Source organism: Flavobacterium urumqiense (genome assembly GCF_900108015.1).
In the GTDB taxonomy this organism is placed as follows: domain Bacteria; phylum Bacteroidota; class Bacteroidia; order Flavobacteriales; family Flavobacteriaceae; genus Flavobacterium; species Flavobacterium urumqiense.
The window spans coordinates 93,138-116,105 of the sequence record NZ_FNVP01000006.1; the positions used below are offsets into that span (position 1 = coordinate 93,138).

Consider the following 22,968-nt stretch of genomic DNA (forward strand, 5'->3'; position numbering starts at 1 on the left):
TTACTGAATTGGTAAGCGTACGATTTTTTGATCTTCAAAATATTGTTTCATAGCCACAAGAGCGGCAATTTCGGCTTCTTTAGCCATTTGGTTTTTCAATACATCGGCATTGTAATATTTTTTTACAAAATGGGTATCAAAATTTCCGGAACGAAAAGCTTCATGTTCAAAAACGAATTTCCCAAAAGGCAACGTTGTTTGTACGCCTTCCACATGGTAACCATCAATAGCCTTAAGCATCAATTGAATCGCTTCTTCGCGAGTTTCTCCGTACGTAATTAGTTTGGCTAACATTGGATCATAATAAATAGGAATGTCCATTCCTTGCTCAAAACCATTATCCACACGAATATTTTCGCCCACAGGCAATTGATATCTATCTAAATGACCTACACTTGGTAAAAAATCATTCATAGGGTCTTCGGCATACACACGCAATTCTAAAGCATGACCTTTTATGTGCAAATCTTCTTGTTTGATGGTTAATTTCTCACCTCTAGCCACTCTGATTTGCAGTTCAACTAAGTCGGTTCCTGTAATCCATTCTGTAACGGGATGTTCCACTTGCAAACGGGTATTCATCTCCAAGAAATAGAAATTATTGTTTTCATCCAATAAAAATTCCACAGTTCCTGCTCCTAAATAATCGCATGATTTGGCAACTAAAACGGCTGCTTCACCCATTTTTTTACGCAATTCAGGCGTTAAAACCGAAGATGGTGCTTCTTCAATCACTTTTTGATGACGGCGCTGTATGCTGCATTCTCTTTCAAATAAATACAAAATGTTGCCATGACTATCCGCCATAACCTGAATTTCTATATGTCGCGGCGAAGCCACATATTTTTCAATAAAAACGGAACCATCACCAAAAGCAGAAATCGCTTCGCTAATTGCTCGGTTCATCTGAGATTCAAATTCGTTTTCACTTTCTACCACACGCATTCCCTTTCCACCACCACCAGCAGAAGCTTTAATCAAAATAGGAAAACCAATTGCTGTTGCTGCCAATTTTGCTTTTTCGATATCCGTAATTGCTTCATCTAAACCGGGAACCATTGGAATATTATATTCTTTAACCGCCTCTTTAGCCGCTAATTTGCTTCCCATGATTTTTATGGCTTTTGACTTGGGACCAATAAAAATTATGTTGTTTTTTTCGGCTTCTTCTGCAAAATCAGCATTTTCACTCAAAAATCCATATCCAGGATGAATTGCATCCACGTTTAAAGCTTTGGCAACTTCTATAATTTTGCTTCCTAACAAATACGACTGACTCGAAGGTGCTTCTCCTATCCAAACGGCTTCGTCGGCAAATTTTACGTGCGGTGCATTTCTATCGGCAGTTGAATATACTGCTACCGTTTTAATGCCCATTTTTTGTGCGGTTTTCATCACCCTGATGGCAATTTCTCCTCTATTGGCTACTAATAATTTTTTCATTTTTTTATTTTTTAACCGCAGATTCGCTAATTTTTAATTCTCTTACAATTACTTGCTTTGAATAATTAAACAGGCTATTTTTTATTTGCGAATTAGCAGTATTTTATTATTCAAATTCAATTAACAACTGTCCTTTATCTACCGCATCGCCCATGGCAACCGAAATCGATTTAATAGTACCATCGCGCGGCGAAAGGAAACTATTTTCCATTTTCATAGCACCCAGAATAATTAAATTGTCGTTTTCTTTGACCTCTTGTCCCACCATAACACTAATTTCCAAAATTAATCCTGGCATAGGCGCTTTAATGAAATTGACTTGTTTAGTAAGACCAACTTCAAATCCCATTTCTTTGATAAGAATATCCAAAGGATTTGAAATCGCTACAGTGTAGGTGTTGTTATTTACCTTAACGGTGTAGCTTTTTTGATTGAAATCAGAAGTTACGATTTCAGCTTTATAAGGCGTGTTTTCATGCAATATATGGAATTTATTTGTTTCCACACTAACCGCATCCAGTTGTAAAACATGCTTCTTTTCAACATCAAAATGAAAAGTGTCATTTACATTTACTTTATAACCATTACTCATAAGTACATTTTTTATTGGTTGTAAAAATAAGTAAAGAAAACGTTTGCGTAATCGAAAAGTTAAAGTTTTATGCTAATTTAATATAGTTTTGCTAAAATAAATCTACAACACTAACAGTCCGAATTCTCTAAGAGTTTTAGCTGGTTTTGAATACCAAAACAATTCAAAGTCTTCCAAATGAGTTTCAAAATCAGTTTTTATTTCTTGAAATGTGTAAATTTTAGCATTCGTAACCGCAATTTTTTGAAGTATTTCTACCAGCCATTCGCCTTCATTTTTACCAGTCTGAATGGTGAAACTTTCTTTTTTGTCATGGAAAGTCAAAGTCATCATTTCCCAGGAATTTCCTTTTTTGGATTTGGTAAAATGTTCTATAAATGGTTTTCCCCCAAGCCAAACGGTTTTTGCAGTAGGTTTTATTTTAAAATCATCGTCTTCCTGTAAAGCATCAAAAATAAAATCAGGTAAAATTTTGGTCTTTGGGATTTTAAAGTCAAACCAATCTTGCAACTCATAATCAAAACAGATTCCGTGCATGAAATTGAACAAGGATTTTTTAAGTCCAAAACTAAATTTATCATGGTCAATTCCTGTTGAATCCGTATAGTTAATATCATTGTTGGCAAAAGTTCCTAGGATTTCGGTCTCTTTTACCACACCAAACTTCTCCGGATACAAGCCTACGGGACTGTGTGCCGTCATAGCAAACTGGTGCCAAAATCCCGATTGCAAAACGCCCACTTCAAATAATTGACGCACCATTTCGAGACTGTCCACCGTTTCCTGAATGGTTTGTGTAGGATAACCGTACATCAAATAGGCATGGACCATTACGCCTGCTTCAGTAAAATTTCGGGTAACTTTAGCGACTTGTTCCACCGTTACGCCTTTATCAATCAATTTTAATAATCTATCGGAAGCTACTTCGAGTCCGCCAGAAACCGCAATGCAACCGGAAGCTTTGAGTAGCAAACACAAATCTTTGGTAAAACTTTTTTCGAATCGAATGTTGGTCCACCAAGTCACTGATAAATTACGACGCAAAATTTCTAGAGCCAAAGCGCGCATTAATGCCGGAGGTGCCGCTTCATCAACATAATGAAAACCGTTTTGTCCTGTTTGCGTGATCATTTCTTCCATTCGGTCGCACAATAAATTGGCGGCAACAGGTTCATACACTTTGATGTAATCCAAAGAAATGTCGCAAAAAGTGCATTTTCCCCAGTAGCAACCGTGCGCCATGGTAAGTTTATTCCAACGTCCGTCACTCCACATACGATGCATTGGATTCACAATTTCGATAACCGATATGTATTTATCCAATAACAAATCAGAGTAATCAGGCGTTCCTACTTGCGATTGTTTGTAATCTGGCTTAGTGGAATTATTTTTATAAATTACTTTCCCATCTTCCAGAAGAAAAGTTCGTTTATATTGCTTCTCGACTGCACTCGAAGTGACAGCATTTATAAGTTCTTCTATTGGCATTTCACCATCATCCAAAGTGATGTAATCAATAAACTCAAAAACGCGTGCATCCGAAAGTGAACGCAGTTCTGTATTTGGGAAACCGCCACCCATTGAAATTTTAATATTCGGGTACTGCGTTTTCACCCATTGTGCCGAACGAAAAGCTGAATATAAATTCCCTGGAAACGGAACGGAAATCAGAAATAATGTAGGTTCAATAGTTTTTATTCTTTCCTTTAAAATTGAAAGAAGTACGTTATCAATATACGTTGGTTCTTGTTTTAAAGCTTCGTACAATTCATCAAAAGAATTTGCAGAACGACCCAAACGTTCCGCATAGCGGCTAAAACCAAAATTAGCATCAACACATTCGACAATAAAGTCCGAAATATCTTCGAGATACAAAGTCGATAAATGTTTTGCTTTATCTTGTGTTCCCATTGTTCCAAATGCCCAATCTAATTCTTCCAATCGTGCAAATCGGGACGCTTCCGGCAAGAAATCCTCCTGACAAATTTGCAGTGCAAATGTTGGATTTTTCCCCTGTAAAAAAGCGATTACAGGATCGATGGTTTTAAGATATTCGTCTTGTAAAGCATAAATCCGCTTTGAATTATCAGAAACTTCTCCAACTTCAAAAGTTGAACTTGCAACTTTAAACAAACTTTGTAGACCTTCTTTCGAAAACAATTTCAAAATTACTTCAATTCCTAAATCAGCCTGAACAGAATCAATATTTTTGGTATTCAGAAACCCTTTTATATACGCTGTTGCTGGATACGGCGTATTCAATTGGGTAAAAGGCGGCGTGATGAGGAATAATTTGGTTTTCAAAAGAAATAAGTTTGGCGCAAAAATAAGGCTTATTTAACAACTTTAAAATTCTAATCAAAGTATAAACACAAAAAGCCCAATAAATTGGCTTTTCACGTCCAATGTAAATTCTATTACTTCGACTGAACCAAAATCCATTTGGAAATTTCCTCTAATGCAATTGGAGAAAATGTTTGCTCTAAAGTTTCATATTCATCAGGAGAACCCGTTTTGCATTCTTGAAACAGATGATTCAAATTACGTAGTATTTTGGCGGTTGCTTTTTTATTACCTCCTTTTGCCAGCGCATTTTTAATCGCATTTATATTTACATCAGCAGGAACTTGCAAATCTTTGTCGCCATTTATTGCCAAAACAGGACATTTCACTTTTTCTAAAGCTGTAGATGGATCAAATTTCAAAAAATTAACCATCCAAGGACTTGTAATTTGGAAAGTTAATCTACTTATTTGTTCTTCATTCATTTTCTCACCAAATTGCAATTTGAAATAACTATTTATTTTAGTTTTTAAATTAGTATCAATAGGAGATGAAGCCAAAATCATATCATAAGCACCTTTCAAAATTTCTTGCCCCTTTTGAATTTCATTTTCAGAAACTCCCATTTGGCGCTCTATTTTTTCTTTTTGCAAAAGCATCAATTTATCGCCACGAATTGCGGTTCCTGCCAATAATACAATGAAATTAATATCCTTCGAATTCCCGGCAACAATAGGCGCAATTACTCCTCCTTCACTATGTCCGATTAATCCAATCTTGTTTTTAAAAATTTCTTTTCTGCTTCGCAAATAATCAACTCCTGCTCTAACGTCTTTTGCAAAATCCATAGTGGTTGCTGTTTTAAAATCACCAGTTGATTTTGCAACTCCACGATCATCAAATCTTAAAACCGCAATTCCTTTTTTAGTTAAATAATTGGCTAAAACAAGAAAGGGTTTGTGTCCCAATAATTCTTCATCTCTGTTTTGAGGACCGCTACCTGTAATCAAAATTACGGCAGGAAAATGGCCTTCTTTTTGGGGCAAACTTAAAGTTCCTGCCAAAACGTTTTTATCTGTTTTATTTTCAAATGTGACTTCTTCTATATAATAAGGATAGGGCTTTTGTGGCTCCTGAGGTCTTATTACTATTTTTTTTTCTATTACCGATCTTGACATATTCATAGCAAAGGATTGACCTCCTTGTGTAAAATTACCAACAATCATGTTCTCCTTATTCAATGTACCTTCATAACTAATTGAAGCAGATGGTATTTGCAACTTCAAAATAGAATTTTCAAAACTGGTCGTAGTTACTGGAATTCCTTTAGCACCTTGATCGGGACTATCCATTGTTGAACTATAGCTATTTTCGGTTTTATTGACATTAAATACAACTCTTAACTGTGCGCCAGGAACTTTTAAAACTCCATTCCATTGCCCTGTAATTTCTTGCCCAACCATTGTAATAGAGGCAAAAATTGCTACTAAAAAAAATACTGTTTTCTTCATTTTTTTTGATTAAAATCTATAAATTAAACTTGATGCTAAAACCTTAACCCTTTTTCTCTATCTCCTTAAACTTAAAATAAGAATAAACCATAGGGACGATAACTATTAGTCCAATTATTGATAAGAATCCCACTAAAAAAAATTCATCCGGCAGAATAATCCCTCCAATAATAATTAATAAACCACCAATAAACCAAAGTTTACTTGCAAAAGTATGCGTAGCTTTCCACACTTCTTTATTTTCTAAAGTCCATGGTGTCCGTATCCCTAAAAAATAATTAGGCTGTATTACTTTAAAATAATTCCCCATCACAACAATTAAAATTCCTATAAGAGCAAAAATTAAATTTGGATTTGAAATAGATTCATTTTTCGTTAGGTGTATGATAAACATAGACAGCAAAGACATTATTAAAACCAGTACAAATTTAATTTGATAATACTTTCCTCCCATTAGGTCAATTCTTTTTTTGGGATCAATTTTAGGGATGATCAATAGTAAAAGATACGTTAAAACCGGTAAAATAAATAACAATCCAATCAAAGAATATTTATCTCCCCATCGATCAATTTCTCCTTTATAATTCCAATGAGTTGGCACTTTTGCTGGTAGCGAATTCCACAAAAAAGCCAAGTAAATAAAAGGAACTAAAATAATTCCGATAATAGGTAATTCTTTTCTTAAAGTTAATTTCATGTTTTTATTTTTTAAAAGTTAATATCCATTGCAAAACATCTTCCATTATAGTAGTATTAATAGAATAAATTATGAATTGCCCTTTTTTTTCAGAGGTAATTAAATCAGCTTGTTTTAAAATATCCAAATGGTGGGAAATACTAGGTTTCGAAATATTAAAATGATCTGCGATTTCACCCGCAGACAGTTCCTTTTTTTTCAAAAGTTCTAATATTTCTCTTCGTGTAGCATCATTTAAAGCTTTAAAAATAGCATTCATTATTTAAAGTATTTATATATTTAGACAAATATCTAAATACTTTTTAGATTTAGCAAATATTTGTTTTCATTTTTTTGGTATTTTAGCACTAAATAAAAAATATAATTCTAAACGTAGCATAATGATTTTTAATAAAGAATTTAAAAATGCAATCCAAAATCTACCTGGTACTGAAAAAGATAAATTGATTTTAAGGCTACTGAAAAGGGATTTGGATTTAGCTAACCGCCTGTATTTTGAATTGGTAAGCACACAAAGTGTTGAAGACCGCAGAGAAATTCTTCAAAATAATATAACTGTCGCAACAAAAACAATGTATGATCACTTTTATTCGCTGGGATATCTTCTTATGGATATGCGCAGTTTGAGCGGCGATATAACAGAACATGTAAAAATAACCAAAGATAAATATGGCGAAATTAGTTTCAACTTACAAATGCTAAACCAAGTAATAAGCTTAAACAAATTGCATATATTAAACACAAAACCTCAAAATACGCATACTTTTTGCACTTATGTAAATGCCCGTGCATTCAAAATTTTGATACTTATTAATGCTCTTCATGAAGATTATAGAATAGAATTTAAAGCTGATTTAAAAAAATTAGGTCTACTTATTTCTGAGAATAGTCTCTTAATGAAAACAGCTATTTACAACGGATTGGATGTAAAGTGGCTTTTAGAAAACGAAATACCTACCAATATTGTTGCCATACACAAAGAAATTAGAAGCAATGGTTTTCTAAAATAAATAGTTCTTCCAATATTTTTCGGTAATTTAGCATCAAATAAAATTCAACATGCCAACCGACTGTATCAGCTATCAGAATTCAGGATATTTCTCTTCTTTAATAAATGATTATTTAAATGAAAATAACAATTTGGATTCTCTATATCATCGGTTTCCAAAGCTTGAAAACTTTGAAAGCCAAATCCTTGAAAAGCAAAACAACTATGACAATACTATTAGACCTACTTTAGTTTCAACTTTACAAAAACAATATTCGGCTATTTCAACTTCCGTTTTAACAAAACAAAATATTGAAGCTTTAGCACTTCCAAATACATTTACGGTAACGACTGGTCACCAATTAAATTTATTCAGTGGACCTTTGTATTTTTTATACAAGATTATTTCAACAATTAATTTAACCACTGAATTAAAAGCGAAATATCCTTCCCATAACTTTGTTCCCATTTACTGGATGGCGACCGAAGATCATGATTTTGAAGAGATTAATTATTTCAATTTTAAAGGGAAAAAATTCAGATGGAATACTCAAAGTACTGGACCTGTTGGCAGATTAACTACTAAAGGTTTAGAAGATTTCTTTGAAGTATACGCCTTGGAAATTGGTTCAAGCACAAATTCCGAGACCATAAAAAAACTGTTTCAGGAATCGTATCTCAAGCACGATAATCTGGCTGATGCTACAAGACATTTAGCTAATGCATTATTTGGTGCAACTGGTTTGGTTATTCTGGATGCGGATAATTCAGACTTAAAACGAACTTTTATTCCTTTTGTTAAAGAAGAATTACTGCATCAATCTTCACATAATTTAGTACTTGAAACTGCCGAAAAACTAAAAGATTATACTATTCAGGTAAATCCTCGTGAAATCAATTTATTTTACATTGAAGATGCGCTACGCGAACGCATAATTCTTGAAAATGGGAAATATAAAGTAAACCACACCAAAATTAAATTTTCTGAAAGCGAAATTCTAGCATTATTAGAAAGTCATCCCGAAAAATTCAGTCCTAACGTGATTATGCGTCCCTTATATCAGGAAGTGATTTTACCAAATCTATGCTACATTGGCGGAGGCGGAGAAATTGCATATTGGTTGGAATTAAAATCATTTTTCGCTGCTGCAAAAGTGACTTTTCCAATACTTTTATTAAGAAATTCAGTATTGTTAACCACAGAAAAACAAGCTAAAAAAGCAGACAAACTGGGGTTAAGTTGGAAAGATTTATTTTCTAAACAAGCTGAATTATTAAATAATAAAACCAGACAATTATCTGAATTTCCAATCGATTTATTACCGATGAAAGAGCAATTACAAAAACAATTCGAATCATTGTATGAAATAGCAAATCATACCGATAAAGCTTTTATTGGAGCAGTAAAAGCACAAGAAGTTAGACAAACCAAAGGATTGGAAAATCTGGAAAAACGGTTACTAAAAGCACAAAAAAGAAAGTTAAGCGACGTATTACAGCGCATCACAGACTTACAAAACGATTTGTTCCCAAACGAAAGTTTACAGGAGCGTCAAGCTAATTTCTCTGAATTTTATTTAGAAAATGGAGAGCATTTGATTCCAATGATTATCAATCAATTGAGACCTTTGGAACAAAATTTCGATATTATTTTATTGCCATAAACGCTGGCAGCATTAACCCAAACCCACCAAAAGCCAATGACCAAAGAACGCTTAATTTCGCTGGATACATTTAGAGGTTTTACTATATTGTTAATGACAATTGTAAATAATCCTGGAAGTTGGGATCACATTTATCCGCCGTTAGAACATGCAGAATGGAACGGATGCACCCCAACCGATTTGGTTTTTCCTTTTTTTATTTTTATCATGGCCGTTGCCATATCTTTTGCAATGCCAACGAAACAGTTTGACAGCGCAACTTTCAATAAAACAACAATACGCGCTTTACGGATTTTTTGTTTGGGATTATTTCTTAATTTTTTTGGTAAAATAGAACTTTTTGGACTAGAAGGAATTCCATTATTGTTGGGCCAATTAGTTATAACTATTGGAGTAAGTTATGCGCTTTTGGGAAACTTCAGTCTAAAAATCAAAACTTATTTGACACTTTTTGTTTTTGTTATTTTACTGTTTTTAGCATATAGCGGTATCGAAGCGTATCAAGAGGTTAGAATTCCAGGCGTACTTCAACGCATCGGGATTGTCTATTTTTTCGTTTCGCTATTCTATTTAAAAACTAGTCAAAAAACACAACTTTTAACCGCTATATCGCTATTACTCCTTTATTGGGGATTAATGGCTTTAGTACCCGTTCCGGGAATTGGAGCGGCAAACTTTGAAAAAGGAACCAACTTGGGCGCTTGGTTAGATAGTGTAGTATTAAAAGATCACATGTGGATTTTTTCAAAAACTTGGGATCCCGAGGGAGTATTAAGCACAATTCCCGCAATTGCTTCAGGAATAATCGGGTTGCTTATTGGCCAATTGATTAATCGACCTTTACCAAAGCTGGAAATTGTCAAAAAAATGGCAATAATCGGTTTAATAGTTACTTTATTGGGGCTACTTTGGAACATTATATTCCCTATCAACAAATCACTTTGGACCAGCTCTTATGTTTTATACACTTCCGGATTAGCCATTCTGTGCTTGACTATTTTATTTTACGTTATAGAAGTAGCAGACTACAAAAAGTGGACAAAACTATTTCTAATTTGGGGAGTAAATCCAATGGTAGTATTCTTTTTCTCTGGCATAATTCCGCAAGGATTAAGAATGATTCAATTCCAAAATCCTCGAATACCAACAGAGCAAATCAATCTTCAAAAATATATTTATAGTTTTTGGATTGAACCATTTTTTACTAATCCTTTATTCGCATCCTTGGTTGGAGCTATAATTTATGTTGGAATTTGGTCTTTTATTTTGTGGTTATTTTACAAAAACAAGTTAATTTTTAAAGTATAAAATAATAAAAACAGCACTTTTAAATACAAAAAAGAGGCTAAACTGCTGATTTAACAATTTTAATTCAAAAAAAAGACTATTTTTGCACAAAATTTAAAAAACACAAAATAAAATGGCTACTAATAGAACTTTTACAATGATTAAGCCTGATGGCGTTGAAAACGGACACATCGGAAATATATTGGCAATGATTACAACTGCTGGTTTCAAAATTGTTTCTTTGAAATTAACTCAATTAACAATTGCTGATGCACAAGCATTTTATGCTGTACACGCTGCAAGACCTTTCTACGGTGAATTAGTTGAATTCATGACTCGTGGACCTATTGTTGCTGCTATTTTAGAAAAAGACAATGCTGTTGAAGATTTCAGAACTTTAATTGGTGCTACAAACCCTGCTGAAGCTGCTGAAGGAACAATTCGTAAAGCATACGCAACCTCTATTGGAGAAAATGCAGTTCACGGTTCTGACAGTGACGAAAATGCAGCTATTGAAGGTGCTTTCCATTTTGCTGGAAGAGAGCAATTCTAGTATTACGTCGCAGTTATAGATTACAGAAAAATAGAAAATCCAGTTTCAAAATTTGAAACTGGATTTTTTTATTTACAATCACAACTGAATACGGAACACGTCTTCACTATCTCAAAATAACATCCTTTACAACATCACGACGCAATTCTTCATTAATCATCGCGACTATCTTAGACTTTCCGTGACTTAATTCTTCTCTCAAAACTGAAGAAGTCAATTCAACATATAACGTCGAACCTTTCAAAACCACGTTTCTAGTATAGCTGTTTACTCCGTTCCCCATCAAATTTTTCCACGCATCTTTCACATCAATCTGGTCCATACCGGGTTGAAGTTTATTTACTTGGATAATTTGTTTCAAAACATCTCCTATCGTACTTTGATTATTTAGTCTTTTTGCCATCGCCCAGAAGATTTATTGGTCCCGTTTTCTTGTAATGATATTCTTTTTTCTCTGGGTTTTTAAGCACCATCTTATCCTCAGAAAGGGAGATTAATTCCTCACTCCATTTTGTAAACGGAGTCGAATAATCTAAAAATGCTTTATCGTCTGCAAATCGAATAGTTACATTTTCATAAGTATTGTTTACTAAAAAAGTACCGTCTAATTGCGGCATCACTTTCTTTCTGGTTCCGCTGTTATTTTTGCCTATTTGAAAATAATCATAACTTTCATTCATCCCATAATCCTTATCTTTTCCTTGGTCAAACACTACTTTTTCAATTTCCCAATAGCCATTAATTTTAGAAACATCGGCCGGAGTTATCTTTTGCTGACAAGCAACAAAAAACAGTGAAATAAATAAAATTCTAAATGCGTTTTTCATATAATTATCATTTTTAGGAGCTGTTTCCTGCTGTCCACTATATCTTTTTCTTGCCATTCTTCCTTCGTCAGAATCCCAAGAAAAAGGATGCCGTTTCCATCAGGGCTAGGGCATTCGAAACCAAATACTATTTTCGTTTCAAAGACAAAGTTAAACTTATTAAACGCAAAGAAAACAAAAAAACGAAAAACAGATTAAACTATTTTATATATTTTTGGCCTTAAACTAATTAGAAATAAATCATTCGTAAGATGCCAAAAACAATCTATAGTTTCCTTATCTTATTATTCTGTTTCGGTTGTAATTCAGAAACTGCTGAACCTGCTCCTACACCAACAGAAACGATTTATTTTCCTCCAATAACAGGCACTATTTGGGAAACAAAATCAATTGCAAGTTTGGGTTGGAAACAAGCAGCCGTTCAACCACTTTTAGATTATTTAGAACTCAAACATACAAAAGGTTTCATTATTCTGGTCAATGGCCGAATTGTAATGGAAAATTATTTCAATGGACATTCAGCATCGACTAATTGGTATTGGGCAAGTTCCGGAAAAACATTGACTTCCACCCTAACAGGAATTGCACAACAGGAAGGAATTTTGAACATAAACAATAAAGTATCACAATACATTGGAACGGGTTGGACAAGTGAAACTTTGGCACAAGAAAATCTAATTACCTGCAAAAACTTACTCACTATGACTTCCGGTATCGACGATATTGCTAATGGCGATGATGTTTCTCCGGCAAGTCTGCAATACAAAGCTGCTGCAGGAACACGTTGGGCATATCATAATGTATATGTAAAATTGCAAGATGTTATTGCTCAAGCAAGCGGTCAAACTTGGAACACTTATTTCAATGCAAAATTAAAAGACAAAATAGGAATGGATGGCGCTTGGTTTCAATCCGGCAATAATTCTGTTTATGGAAGCACTACACGCAGTATGGCTCGTTTTGGATTACTGATGTACAATAAAGGAAAATGGGATAACAATATTATTTTGGACGAAACCTATTTTAACGAAGCAACAACCACTTCGCAAACAATAAATCTTGGTTACGGCCATTTATGGTGGCTCAACGGAAAAACTAGTTACCATTTACCACAATCACAACTGACCATTCCCGGAAGTATCATTCCTACTTCTCCAAATGATATGTTTATGGCATTGGGTAAAAATGATCAAAAAATATATGTCGTTCCAAGCAAGAAAATGGTAGTAATCAGAATGGGTGATGCTGCCGATAATGTTAATATGGCGCTCTCAGATTTTGATAAAACGCTTTGGGGAAAAATAAATGCTTTGTACCAATAAAATTTATTTATTTTTCATTCTTTTTACCATGCCCAGAACAAAGAAAACTAAACCAACCAGCAATAAAAAATAGTAAAAATTAATACTTTTGCTTCTGACAAGATTGGCCAAAACAAAAGAAGAAATACTGATAAAATAAAAATAAATTGGGTTTGTATTTTTAAAAGAAGAAAAATTCATTGTACTTATTATTTAAAGAAACTATCTACGAATTCGTATTTATTAAACACCTGTAAATCTTCAATTTTTTCCCCTACACCAATGTATTTCACAGGAATCTGAAATTGATCAGAAATCCCAATTACGACACCACCTTTAGCAGTCCCGTCTAGTTTTGTAACAGCTAAACAAGTTACCTCTGTTGCGGCAGTAAATTGCTTGGCCTGTTCGAATGCATTTTGACCTGTAGAACCATCAAGAACTAACAAAACATCGTGAGGTGCATCACTTACAACTTTTTGCATTACTCGTTTTACTTTTGTCAATTCGTTCATCAAATTAATTTTGTTATGCAAACGTCCTGCAGTATCAATAATTACGATATCTGCATTTTGAGCAACTGCTGACTGCAAAGTATCGAAAGCTACTGATGCAGGATCACTTCCCATATCTTGACGAACGATAGGAACACCTACCCTATCAGCCCAAATTTGCAATTGGTCTATAGCTGCGGCTCGAAAAGTATCTGCGGCACCCAAAACCACTTTGTAACCTTGTTTTTTAAATTGATACGCTAATTTTCCAATAGTAGTTGTTTTCCCTACTCCGTTTACTCCAACAACCATTAAAACATATGGCTTGGTCTGAGTTGGAATCACAAATTCCGTAGCTTCACCCGAGTTTGTTTCAGATAATAAACTTGCTATTTCTTCTCTTAGAATTTGATTAAGTTCTTCTATTCCAAGATATTTATCTGAAGCGACACGATTTTCTATTCGAGTAATAATTTTCAATGTAGTGTTTACTCCAACATCTGAAGCTACAAGAATTTCTTCCAGATTATCTAAAACGTCATCATCAACTTTAGTCTTTCCGGCAACCGCTTTGGTCAATTTTGAAAAGAAAGTTATTTTTGATTTTTCCAGACCTTTGTCTAATGTTTCTTTTTTCTCTTGGGAAAATATTCTTTTGAAAAAACTCATTGTGTAATAGTATTAAAAATGAAGTATTTAGACGTAAAGAGCCGATACGATTTTCTAACGGTAAATATAGAAAATAAAAAAGCTACTTCCGAATGAAAGTAGCTTTTCTATATAATGTGATTGTTAACTATTTCTTTTTCAAGAATTCATCAACTGCTTCTGGAGCCATAATAGATTCTACGAATGTATATGCTCCTGTTACTGGAGATTTCACCATTTTGATGGCTTTTGATAATCTCTTAGAAGATGTCTGTAACGTTGCTACTGTTTTCTTTGCCATGATTTAAATGTATTTGTATTTTAACAAAATCTCCAAATGTTCCCACTTGCGATTTTCAATAAAATCTCTAATTATTATTTAATTTCTTTGTGAACTGTTACACGTTTCAAGATTGGATTAAATTTCTTAATCTCTAATCTGTCCGGAGTATTTTTTTTGTTCTTTGTTGTTATGTATCTTGAAGTTCCTGCAACACCTGAAGTCTTGTGCTCAGTACATTCTAAAATTACCTGGATTCTATTACCTTTCTTTGCCATCTTGCTATTTTTTTATTTTGGAATGGATTATTTAATAAATCCTTCTGACTGTGCTTTTTTCAAAACTGCAGCGATTCCATTTTTATTAATTGTTTTTATCGTAGATGCTGCTACTCTAAGAGTAATCCATCTATCTTCTTCTGGAAGATAAAAACGCTTTTTAACTAAGTTTACCGAAAATTTTCTCTTAGTTTTATTCATAGCGTGAGAAACGTTATTTCCTACCATCGCTCTTTTACCTGTAAGGTCACAAACTCTTGACATTATCTTATCTTTTATCGTTATTCAAATCGAGGGTGCAAAGAAAAGAAAAATAAACCTATTATGCAAAATAATTAAAGTACATTTTTCAAAATTTCTTTCTGTAATATTTTTAAACTCTTGATTACTGTTCTATCTATCACTTTTTCACGGGGTTGTCCAAAATTAAATTCTTCAACAATTATATCATTTGGCGTCGCCAATGCAATAAAAACAGTTCCAATCTCAGCTTTTGAATCCCCTTTTAAAGGTCCGGCGTTTCCAGTTGTTGCAATTGCGTAATCCGTTTTCATCATTTTTTTAATACTCAAAGCCATAGCCGAAACTACTGCTGCACTCACAACAGAATGTTCTTTTATGAGGCTTTCCGGTACACCTAGCACATTGATTTTAGTCTCTGTTGCATAGGAAACCACACTTCCTTTAAAATACTGAGAAGATCCCGGAACAGAAGTTAAAACTTCAGCTATCTTGCCTCCGGTGCAACTTTCAGCGGTTGAAAGGGTTTTATTTTGTTTTATCAGCATTTTACCAACTACCACTTCTAAGGTTTCATTATCATCAAAACCAACAATGATATCGTGGATAATCGCATCCAATGATTTAACATTTTCGGCAATTGCCTTCTCTAATTTTTCTTTATCAGTACCTCGCCCAGAAAGTCTCAGACGAACCCTTCCCGGAGCAGGCAAATAAGCCAATTTTATAAATTCTGGAAGGTTGTTTTCCCACTCTTCAATACGCTCTGCCACGAGACTTTCACCCTGACCGTAAGTAAGAATTGTTTTATGGATAATATAAGGTCTTTTATACTCCAGAACTATTTTCGGAATGATTTCATTTTCCACTAAATATTTCGTTTCATAAGGCACTCCGGGAAGCGAAATGAAAACAGTATTTTCTTTTTTCATCCACATACCTGGTGCTGTCCCTACCTGATTATGAAGCACAGTACATTTAGAAGGAACTAGAGCTTGGTCTTTATTAATTTGCGAAGCTTTTCTATTCATCACGCGCTCAATTAACTCAATAACGTGATTTTCGACTTCTTTATTTACAATCAATTCATCATTAAAATAATCGCAGAATGTCTTCTTGGTAATATCATCTTTTGTTGGCCCCAAACCTCCGGTTATAACCACTAAATCTACTGTATTTTGAAGCTTTGAAAAAGTATCAAGGATGTGTTTTTTATCATCACTTATCGAAATCATTTCGTTGATTTCTACACCAATTTTATCTAACGACTTAGCTATAAAACCAGAATTAGTATCAACAATTTGTCCTATTAAAATTTCGTCACCAATGGTAACTATAGTTGCTTTCATTTTTTTGGAATATTTTTTTTGTGAGATTGCAATTTAAAAAAAGGATTGTTTAAACTAGTACATTCCGGTTTTTTTTGCGTGAGGGATAAAAGCGAAAATCCTCCCGATTATTATCCGGGAGATTACTTCACCTAATATTTATTTTCATAGGAGTTCAGTGAACTACGTTTGAAAGGGATAGCTCGACCTGCTTTTTCGGGTCGCACCAAAATTTTACAAATCAAAATCTTTTTTAATTTCTTTAATAGCGTCATTAACCTGATTCTTTACGCTTTTAAAAGTCTCTTTTATTTCTTTCTTTTTGCCTTCCGCTTTTGTCCAAGCTTCAATTTGCAGAATTTCTTCAAAAGCGACATTCAGACCCAATAAATCGAGGGTGGGTTTAATTTTGTGAGCATAAGCATAAGCATGTTTATGATCTTTCTTTTTTATTCCTTCTTTAATTTGCATTAAATCTTCAGGAACTTCGGTAACGAACAAAGTCAGAATTTCATTTACAAATTCCGGATCATTATCTGAAAGTGCGTACACTTTGGAAAGGTTATATTTTAAAGCCATTATTTTACTTGTATTCTAAAGAGTTGTTGTCCTTCTAAAAATCCTTCTAAAACATCGTCTGGTTTTACAGCAGCAACTCCTTCCGGCGTTCCTGTGAAAATAATATCGCCAATTTTTAGCGTAAAGAACTGAGAAACATAAGAAATTAGTTCGTCAATTTTCCACAACATATGACTGGAATTACTTTTTTGTACCGTTTCATTATTGTTCGTCAATTCAAAAGTAAGATTTTCTAACGAATTAAATTGATTTTTTAGTATAAACTCTCCTATAACTGCCGAACCGTCAAATGCTTTTGCTTTTTCCCACGGCAGACCCTTTGTCTTTAATTTATCTTGTAAATCTCGTGCTGTAAAATCTATTCCTACACTAATTTCGTCATAATATTTATGAGCAAATTTAGGTTCTATGTATTTCCCTACTTTATTGATTTTTACAATAATTTCGATTTCGTGGTGAACATCTTCCGAAAATTCAGGAATCACGAACGGATGCTGCTTCAATAAAACAGCCGAATCCGGTTTCATAAAAACTACTGGTTCTGTTGGCCTTTCGTTCTGTAATTCGTCTATATGATTGGTGTAATTTCTACCGATGCAGATTATTTTCATTTCTTATTAATTAAAAAATTTAATGATTGAAAGATTCAAAAATTAACTCAATTTATTATTCAGTTTTCTTAATTTTATTGCTGTTAAGACTTTCTTGGTATACAGAGGAAAATCGGCATTTTGAATCCAACTAAAATAACCTGGTTCGGTTTCTAAAACCTTATCCACTTTTATTCCTTTGTGTTTTCCAAATGAAAAAATCTCCTCATTATCTTTATCAAACGCGATCATTCCGGCAAAATCAGCAATCTTTTTTCTAGTTGAAAATTCCGAAAGCAATTTCATGTCATTTTCCAATTCCGGATATCGATCCAATTGTGCTTTAAGAATTTCATAAGTTGCCATGGTATCCGCTTCTGCAGAATGTGCATTTTCCAGTCCTTTATTACAATAGAATTTCAAAGCCGCAGACAAGGTGCGTTCTTCCATTTTGTGGAAAATCGTTTGTACATCTACAGAAACTTTTCCTTTCATATCAAAATCTACTCCGGCACGCAATAATTCTTCTGCTAATAACGGTATATCAAAACGGTCCGAATTAAATCCAGCCAAATCACTGTCTTTAATCATGGTGTAAACCTGCGAAGCTAACTCATTAAAGGTAGGTTCATTGGCTACTTTTTCATCGGTAATTCCATGAACGGCTGTTGTTTGGGCTGGAATTGGAATAGTGGGATTCACTAACCATGTTTTACTTTCTTTATTTCCGTTAGGAAAAACTTTAAATATTGAGATTTCTACAATTCTGTCTTTTCCGATATCAATTCCCGTAGTTTCCAGGTCGAAAAAGCAAATTGGTTTATTTAACTTTAATTCCATGTCTTTAATTTGTCTTAGCACAAATATATAGATTTGGGTTTAATTTCGTTTAAAGTTTAAAGTTTAAAGTTTCAGAAAACCTCAAAAAAAGAAAACCCGATTGATTTTAAAAAAATCAATCGGGTTTTTATTGTAATTATAAACTTTTAAAAATCTCTGTTTACATCAAAAGCTTCTAAGTATTCAGCTACTCTTTTTACAAAACTTCCTCCTAATGCACCATCTACAACTCTGTGGTCGTAACTATGTGATAAGAACATTTTTTGACGAATACCAATAAAATCACCTTCCGGAGTTTCGATTACTGCCGGCATTTTACGGATTGCTCCAAGTGCCAGAATACCAACTTGAGGTTGATTCAAAATTGGCGTGCCAAAAACACTTCCAAAAGTTCCCACATTAGTAACGGTATAAGTTCCGCCTTGAGTATCATCCGGTTTTAGTTTTCCAGCTTTAGCACGACCACCTAAATCGTTTACTGCTTTTGCCATACCAACTAAGTTTAATTGATCCGCATTTTTAATAACTGGAACAATCAAGTTTCCGTTTGGCAACGATGCAGCCATTCCAAGGTTAATATTTTTCTTTTTGATGATAAAATCACCATCAACAGAAATATTCATTCCCGGGAAATCTTTTATCGCTTTCGCAACTGCTTCCATGAAAATTGGAGTATAAGTCAACTTTTCTCCTTCTCTTTTCTCAAAAGCAACTTTATTTTTCTCTCTCCATTTTACAATATTCGTCACATCCACTTCAATGAACGACTGAACGTGAGCCGAAGTTTGAACTGAAGCGACCATGTAACCCGCAATCAGCTTGCGCATTCTGTCCATTTCAATAATTTCATCACCACCACTTACGGAAACAGGAGCCGCTTTTTGAGCTACAGGAACTGCAACTGCTTTTTGAACTTCCGCCACTGGAGCTGCAACAGCTACCGGTTGGCTTGATCTATTTTGTACGTATTCTAAAATATCATTTTTAGTAACTCTTCCCTCTTTTCCAGTTCCTGAAATCGTGTCTAATTCCGCGACAGAAACCCCTTCTTCTTTGGCAATATTTTTCACCAATGGCGATAAGAATTTTTCAGAATCAGAGAAATTTATTGGAGTAGCAACGCTTTCTTTAGCTGCATCAACCGTTTTTGTTACCTCGGCAACAGCCTCTGGGGCAGCAGATTCTTTAACAACAGGTACAAGTTCTCCACCTTCAGTTTCAATAATAGCAATTGTTTGCCCGACCTGAACTAAATCATCTTTACCAAACAGTTGCTCAACTAAAATACCTGAAACTTCACTAGGCACTTCGCTATCAACCTTATCAGTTGCTATTTCGAGTACTGCTTCATCAGCTTCTATTTTGTCTCCAACTTCTTTCAACCAATTTGTAATGGTTGCTTCTGCGACACTTTCTCCCATTTTTGGAAGTTTCAATTCAAATCTTGCCATATTGTTAACCTAAAAGGTGATTTTGATTTTCAGTTTGCGAAATTACTAAATATTTTAAATATAAATTACATTTAATGTAATTTTTCACTCGATTTTCACCACCACGCCTCTTTCTCTGGAATTATCACTTCCAATTAAAAATTTGGCGTTTTTAGGTAAAATTCTAAAGGTAAACCCCTTATTTTTTGATAATTCCATAAAACGAATACATTCTTTAAAAGAAATGAATTCGTTATCCAACATAATTTCTGTTCCTGCTTCCCCTTTAACAGAATACGAAATTACCTTTTTTTCTGTTTTCAAATCGTGAAATGCAACTTTTTTTTGAAAAATCAGAGCCAGTTTATTTGTTAATTCGTTGTTCGAAGAATAAAAAGCAAAAAATTTTGGTTCAGATTTTATTTTTGGTTGACCTTGAAACATTTTTACGACCGAGAAAAAAATAATTCCTGCTTTCATAAATAAAGAAAAGAGTAAGGAAGCTTTATAATGTTTTTTGTAAAAGAATTGCATGGCTTCCTGAAACCGTTTCATATAGATTCCGTCCTTAATCGTACTTTCTCCTTTATAATGTATTACGGTCGTTTCATGAAAATAATAATTACATTTCCCCTCTTTCAAGATCCGATACGACAAATCAATATCGTCTGAGTACATGAAACAATCTTCATCAAATCCGCCTACTTCTTGATATAAATTCCGCTTCATAAACATAAAAGCTCCCACTAGAATTTCTACTTTTCCGGTTTGATTTTCATCTAAATGTTGCGCATAATATTTTCCGAACGTTCTTGATTTAGGAAATAATTTATACAAGCCCGTAACCTTCGTAAATGCGACAAAAGGCGTCGGGATACCCCGTTTGCTTTCGGACAGAAAATTCCCGGATCCATCGATAAGTTTGCAACCCAAGATTCCCAAATCAGATTGTTTTTGGGCAAAAGTCAACACTTTTGTAAATGTATCTTCCGCAACAACAGTATCGGGATTCAGAATGCAAATGTATTCTCCTCTGGCTTGGGCAACTCCTATATTATTGCCTTTTGAAAAACCTATATTTTCATTGTTTTGAATGAGTTTTACATTTGGAAAACGTTGTTTCATCATTGTGCAACTGTCATCTTGAGAGTTATTATCGATTACAATAATTTCACCGTCAATGGTTTCTAATGCGTTTTGAACGCTTAAAACACACTGTTCCAGAAAATAACGTACGTTATAATTGAGAATGATGACGGATAGTTGCATTGGACAAATATAATTAGAAAATTTGCCAATTAGAAAATTAGAAAATTATCTTAATATTTTTTTGAGAATACTTGGATTTTGTTTGTCGTTCCAAGATAACAATAAATCATTTTGATTTTTGTCTTCTAAAATAATGCAGTATAACGTTGTTTGTTTTGAAATAATCATAGAATAAATTTTACGTTTTGAACTACACTTTTCAATGGAAGGATTTTACTCAAAGCACCAATAAAATCGTAAACTACTAGCGCAAATTTTTTAACTTCATTGATATTCTATTTTCATAAAATCAATTTCATTTAAAAAGGATAATTCCGCTAAAGTGAGCCAATAAATATAATACTTAATTAAGTGAGATTAAATTTCTTTTGACTTCAGCCATTATTTGAGAATGTGGTTTGCCAAGTCCTTGCTCACTTTGTTTTAAACCAATTTCAATTAATTGCTTTACCTGTTCAGGAAGTTCATCCCAAAAGCCATCCTGATTTTCAGTTTCTAAATCGGATTTTGATTGATATAAAACAGTTACTTCCTCCACTGATTGGGATTTTTCGTTTCTTTCATATTTTTTTGACTTAGAATTCATTACAATTATTTTAAAAAAGTAATATACACTTTTTTAGAAGATTAAACAACACAAAAACATGTTTCTCCATAGCCCCGATAAAGCCGATATCCTTTGAGAGGAACGAACAAAGATAAAGGCGAAAAGCGGGAACAATGTATCTAAATAAACCTAAATCATTCGCTCCAAATTAAGATTTTAATCCTTAGAATCCATTACTTTTGGCGAATACTAACGGTCCTTATATTTTAATTCATTGAAAAAGATATTCTTTATATTACTCTTGATTTTTATTAGTCCAACGCAGGCTCAAATTTCGGGCTGCACGGATCCGCTTTCCAAAAATTACAATCCAATTGCTACTTTAAATGACGGAAGTTGTAACTATGTTTCGGTAAAAATTAAACCAAAATATTCCGTAAAACTAGATGCAATTCTGAAAGAAACGTCTAGTTTGACCCAAAGCGATTCCCTTTTTTGGACCTGTAATGATGATACTGACACGGCTCTTTATGCGATCGATACCAAAGGTGTTATTCAAAATAAAATTGAATTAAAAAATGCAACCAATACTGATTGGGAAGAAATTTCACAGGACAGTGACCACTTTTACATTGGGGATTTTGGGAATAATGTCTCCGGAAATAGAAAGAATCTTCATATATTACGAGTTGAAAAACAATCGCTTTCGCAGAACAATGCAAAAATTGACACACTTTCGTTTTCGTATTCCAATCAAACAGACTTTACAAAAACCAAGACCAACGCAACCAATTTTGATTGTGAAGCTTTTATTGTTTCTGGTGACAGTATTTACTTATTTACCAAACAATGGAAAGAAAAAAGAACCAGTGTTTATGTAATTCCAAAAACTCCCGGCAATTATATTGCACAACTACAAGAATCCTTTAATGTGAAAGGATTAATTACCGCAGCAACCTATTTGATCGAAAAAAAGTTACTCGTTCTTGCTGGTTACAGTAAGACTTTATCGCCTTTCATCTATCTCTTTTACGATTACAATAATTCTAGTTTCTTTTCTGGAAACAAGAGGAAAATCAATATTGCGCTTCCTTTTCATCAAATCGAAGGCATCAGTACTCAAGATGGACTTCATTATTATTTAACTAATGAGAACTTTGTCAAAAAACCAATTATTAATGTCCCGCAGCAGTTGCATCAGCTTGATTTAAGTGCGTTTCTAACTAAATATCTGAAACAATAATTGTTAATGAAAACTTAGATTCAACTAAACAATTGGCAAATCGGTATTTAATAGCT

Annotated in this window: 25 protein-coding genes; 6 read left to right on the top strand and 19 right to left on the bottom strand. The window is 33.7% G+C overall.

What is annotated here, in order from left to right; translation table 11 throughout:
• The 6 genes from accC to C4S35_RS08890 form a co-directional block, all read right to left on the bottom strand.
• Nucleotides 1–1,443 (bottom strand): acetyl-CoA carboxylase biotin carboxylase subunit, encoded by a 1,443-nt coding sequence (accC, locus tag C4S35_RS08865; protein ID WP_103999839.1) that lies wholly within the window; start codon nt 1,441–1,443, stop codon nt 1–3.
• Between the two features lie 106 nt (nt 1,444–1,549).
• Complete coding sequence (locus tag C4S35_RS08870; protein ID WP_103999840.1) at nt 1,550–2,035, bottom strand: acyl-CoA carboxylase biotin carboxyl carrier protein subunit; 486 nt, start codon at nt 2,033–2,035, stop codon at nt 1,550–1,552.
• A 102-nt stretch (nt 2,036–2,137) separates the two neighbouring features.
• Nucleotides 2,138–4,339 carry a B12-binding domain-containing radical SAM protein gene (locus C4S35_RS08875; RefSeq protein ID WP_103999841.1) on the bottom strand — a complete coding sequence of 734 codons (2,202 nt, stop codon included), beginning with the start codon at nt 4,337–4,339 and terminating at the stop codon, nt 2,138–2,140.
• Between the two features lie 113 nt (nt 4,340–4,452).
• Nucleotides 4,453–5,829, bottom strand: a complete 1,377-nt coding sequence (locus tag C4S35_RS08880) for an alpha/beta hydrolase family protein (protein WP_103999842.1) — start codon at nt 5,827–5,829, stop codon at nt 4,453–4,455.
• A gap of 43 nt (nt 5,830–5,872) precedes the next feature.
• A complete protein-coding gene (locus tag C4S35_RS08885; RefSeq protein ID WP_103999843.1) occupies nt 5,873–6,526 on the bottom strand; it encodes an SdpI family protein in 654 nt (217 codons plus the stop codon).
• 4 nt (nt 6,527–6,530) lie between these two features.
• Entirely contained in the window at nt 6,531–6,785 is a 255-nt protein-coding gene (locus tag C4S35_RS08890; RefSeq protein WP_103999844.1) for an autorepressor SdpR family transcription factor, read from the bottom strand.
• Nucleotides 6,786–6,906: 121 nt separating this feature from the next.
• On the opposite strand from C4S35_RS08890, the gene C4S35_RS08895 reads away from it, so the two are divergent.
• The 4 genes from C4S35_RS08895 to C4S35_RS08910 all read left to right on the top strand — a co-directional run bounded on the left by C4S35_RS08895 (nt 6,907) and on the right by C4S35_RS08910 (nt 11,018).
• Nucleotides 6,907–7,536, top strand: coding sequence for a hypothetical protein (locus tag C4S35_RS08895; protein ID WP_103999845.1), 630 nt, complete (start codon nt 6,907–6,909; stop codon nt 7,534–7,536).
• A gap of 49 nt (nt 7,537–7,585) precedes the next feature.
• Nucleotides 7,586–9,178 (top strand): bacillithiol biosynthesis cysteine-adding enzyme BshC, encoded by a 1,593-nt coding sequence (gene bshC, locus C4S35_RS08900; protein ID WP_103999846.1) that lies wholly within the window; start codon nt 7,586–7,588, stop codon nt 9,176–9,178.
• A 36-nt stretch (nt 9,179–9,214) separates the two neighbouring features.
• Nucleotides 9,215–10,486 carry an acyltransferase family protein gene (locus C4S35_RS08905; protein ID WP_103999847.1) on the top strand — a complete coding sequence of 424 codons (1,272 nt, stop codon included), beginning with the start codon at nt 9,215–9,217 and terminating at the stop codon, nt 10,484–10,486.
• 112 nt (nt 10,487–10,598) lie between these two features.
• The gene (locus tag C4S35_RS08910; protein WP_073207465.1) at nt 10,599–11,018 is read left to right on the top strand and encodes a nucleoside-diphosphate kinase; all 420 of its coding nucleotides are present in this window, start codon (nt 10,599–10,601) and stop codon (nt 11,016–11,018) included.
• Nucleotides 11,019–11,124: 106 nt separating this feature from the next.
• Here the strand turns inward: C4S35_RS08910 and C4S35_RS08915 are convergent, their stop codons facing one another.
• Nucleotides 11,125–11,421 carry a DciA family protein gene (locus tag C4S35_RS08915; RefSeq protein WP_103999848.1) on the bottom strand — a complete coding sequence of 99 codons (297 nt, stop codon included), beginning with the start codon at nt 11,419–11,421 and terminating at the stop codon, nt 11,125–11,127.
• Nucleotides 11,402–11,902, bottom strand: a complete 501-nt coding sequence (locus C4S35_RS08920; RefSeq protein ID WP_244175229.1) for a hypothetical protein — start codon at nt 11,900–11,902, stop codon at nt 11,402–11,404. The genes C4S35_RS08915 and C4S35_RS08920 overlap by 20 nt, the downstream gene beginning before the upstream one ends.
• A 194-nt stretch (nt 11,903–12,096) precedes the next feature.
• Here C4S35_RS08920 and C4S35_RS08925 point away from each other — a divergent pair, with 194 nt between their 5' ends.
• Nucleotides 12,097–13,167, top strand: coding sequence for a serine hydrolase domain-containing protein (locus tag C4S35_RS08925; RefSeq protein WP_103999849.1), 1,071 nt, complete (start codon nt 12,097–12,099; stop codon nt 13,165–13,167).
• A 188-nt stretch (nt 13,168–13,355) separates the two neighbouring features.
• On the opposite strand, the gene ftsY is transcribed toward C4S35_RS08925, so the two are convergent.
• The 11 genes from ftsY to C4S35_RS08980 form a co-directional block, all read right to left on the bottom strand.
• Nucleotides 13,356–14,309: a signal recognition particle-docking protein FtsY gene (ftsY, locus tag C4S35_RS08930; RefSeq protein WP_103999850.1), complete on the bottom strand. Its 954-nt coding sequence runs from the start codon at nt 14,307–14,309 to the stop codon at nt 13,356–13,358.
• Between the two features lie 127 nt (nt 14,310–14,436).
• Nucleotides 14,437–14,589 carry a DUF4295 domain-containing protein gene (locus C4S35_RS08935; protein WP_073207479.1) on the bottom strand — a complete coding sequence of 51 codons (153 nt, stop codon included), beginning with the start codon at nt 14,587–14,589 and terminating at the stop codon, nt 14,437–14,439.
• Between the two features lie 74 nt (nt 14,590–14,663).
• The gene (gene rpmG, locus C4S35_RS08940) at nt 14,664–14,846 is read right to left on the bottom strand and encodes a 50S ribosomal protein L33 (protein ID WP_017495179.1); all 183 of its coding nucleotides are present in this window, start codon (nt 14,844–14,846) and stop codon (nt 14,664–14,666) included.
• A gap of 27 nt (nt 14,847–14,873) precedes the next feature.
• The gene (gene rpmB / locus C4S35_RS08945; protein WP_024980263.1) at nt 14,874–15,110 is read right to left on the bottom strand and encodes a 50S ribosomal protein L28; all 237 of its coding nucleotides are present in this window, start codon (nt 15,108–15,110) and stop codon (nt 14,874–14,876) included.
• 71 nt (nt 15,111–15,181) lie between these two features.
• Nucleotides 15,182–16,435 (bottom strand): CinA family nicotinamide mononucleotide deamidase-related protein, encoded by a 1,254-nt coding sequence (locus C4S35_RS08950; RefSeq protein WP_103999851.1) that lies wholly within the window; start codon nt 16,433–16,435, stop codon nt 15,182–15,184.
• A 213-nt stretch (nt 16,436–16,648) separates the two neighbouring features.
• On the bottom strand, nt 16,649–16,993 hold the full coding sequence (locus tag C4S35_RS08955; RefSeq protein ID WP_103999852.1) for an Hpt domain-containing protein: 345 nt from the start codon (nt 16,991–16,993) through the stop codon (nt 16,649–16,651).
• On the bottom strand, nt 16,993–17,604 hold the full coding sequence (locus C4S35_RS08960) for a fumarylacetoacetate hydrolase family protein (RefSeq protein WP_103999853.1): 612 nt from the start codon (nt 17,602–17,604) through the stop codon (nt 16,993–16,995). Before C4S35_RS08960 ends, C4S35_RS08955 begins: the two co-directional genes overlap by 1 nt.
• Nucleotides 17,605–17,646: 42 nt before the next feature.
• Nucleotides 17,647–18,423: a 3'-5' exonuclease gene (locus tag C4S35_RS08965; RefSeq protein ID WP_103999854.1), complete on the bottom strand. Its 777-nt coding sequence runs from the start codon at nt 18,421–18,423 to the stop codon at nt 17,647–17,649.
• 146 nt (nt 18,424–18,569) lie between these two features.
• Nucleotides 18,570–19,874 (bottom strand): dihydrolipoamide acetyltransferase family protein, encoded by a 1,305-nt coding sequence (locus tag C4S35_RS08970; protein ID WP_103999855.1) that lies wholly within the window; start codon nt 19,872–19,874, stop codon nt 18,570–18,572.
• Nucleotides 19,875–19,958: 84 nt separating this feature from the next.
• Nucleotides 19,959–21,122, bottom strand: a complete 1,164-nt coding sequence (locus C4S35_RS08975) for a glycosyltransferase family 2 protein (protein ID WP_103999856.1) — start codon at nt 21,120–21,122, stop codon at nt 19,959–19,961.
• Nucleotides 21,123–21,465: 343 nt separating this feature from the next.
• On the bottom strand, nt 21,466–21,708 hold the full coding sequence (locus C4S35_RS08980) for a hypothetical protein (protein ID WP_103999857.1): 243 nt from the start codon (nt 21,706–21,708) through the stop codon (nt 21,466–21,468).
• Nucleotides 21,709–21,943: 235 nt separating this feature from the next.
• Here C4S35_RS08980 and C4S35_RS08985 point away from each other — a divergent pair, with 235 nt between their 5' ends.
• On the top strand, nt 21,944–22,912 hold the full coding sequence (locus C4S35_RS08985; RefSeq protein ID WP_244175230.1) for a T9SS C-terminal target domain-containing protein: 969 nt from the start codon (nt 21,944–21,946) through the stop codon (nt 22,910–22,912).
• Nucleotides 22,913–22,968 lie beyond the last annotated feature (56 nt).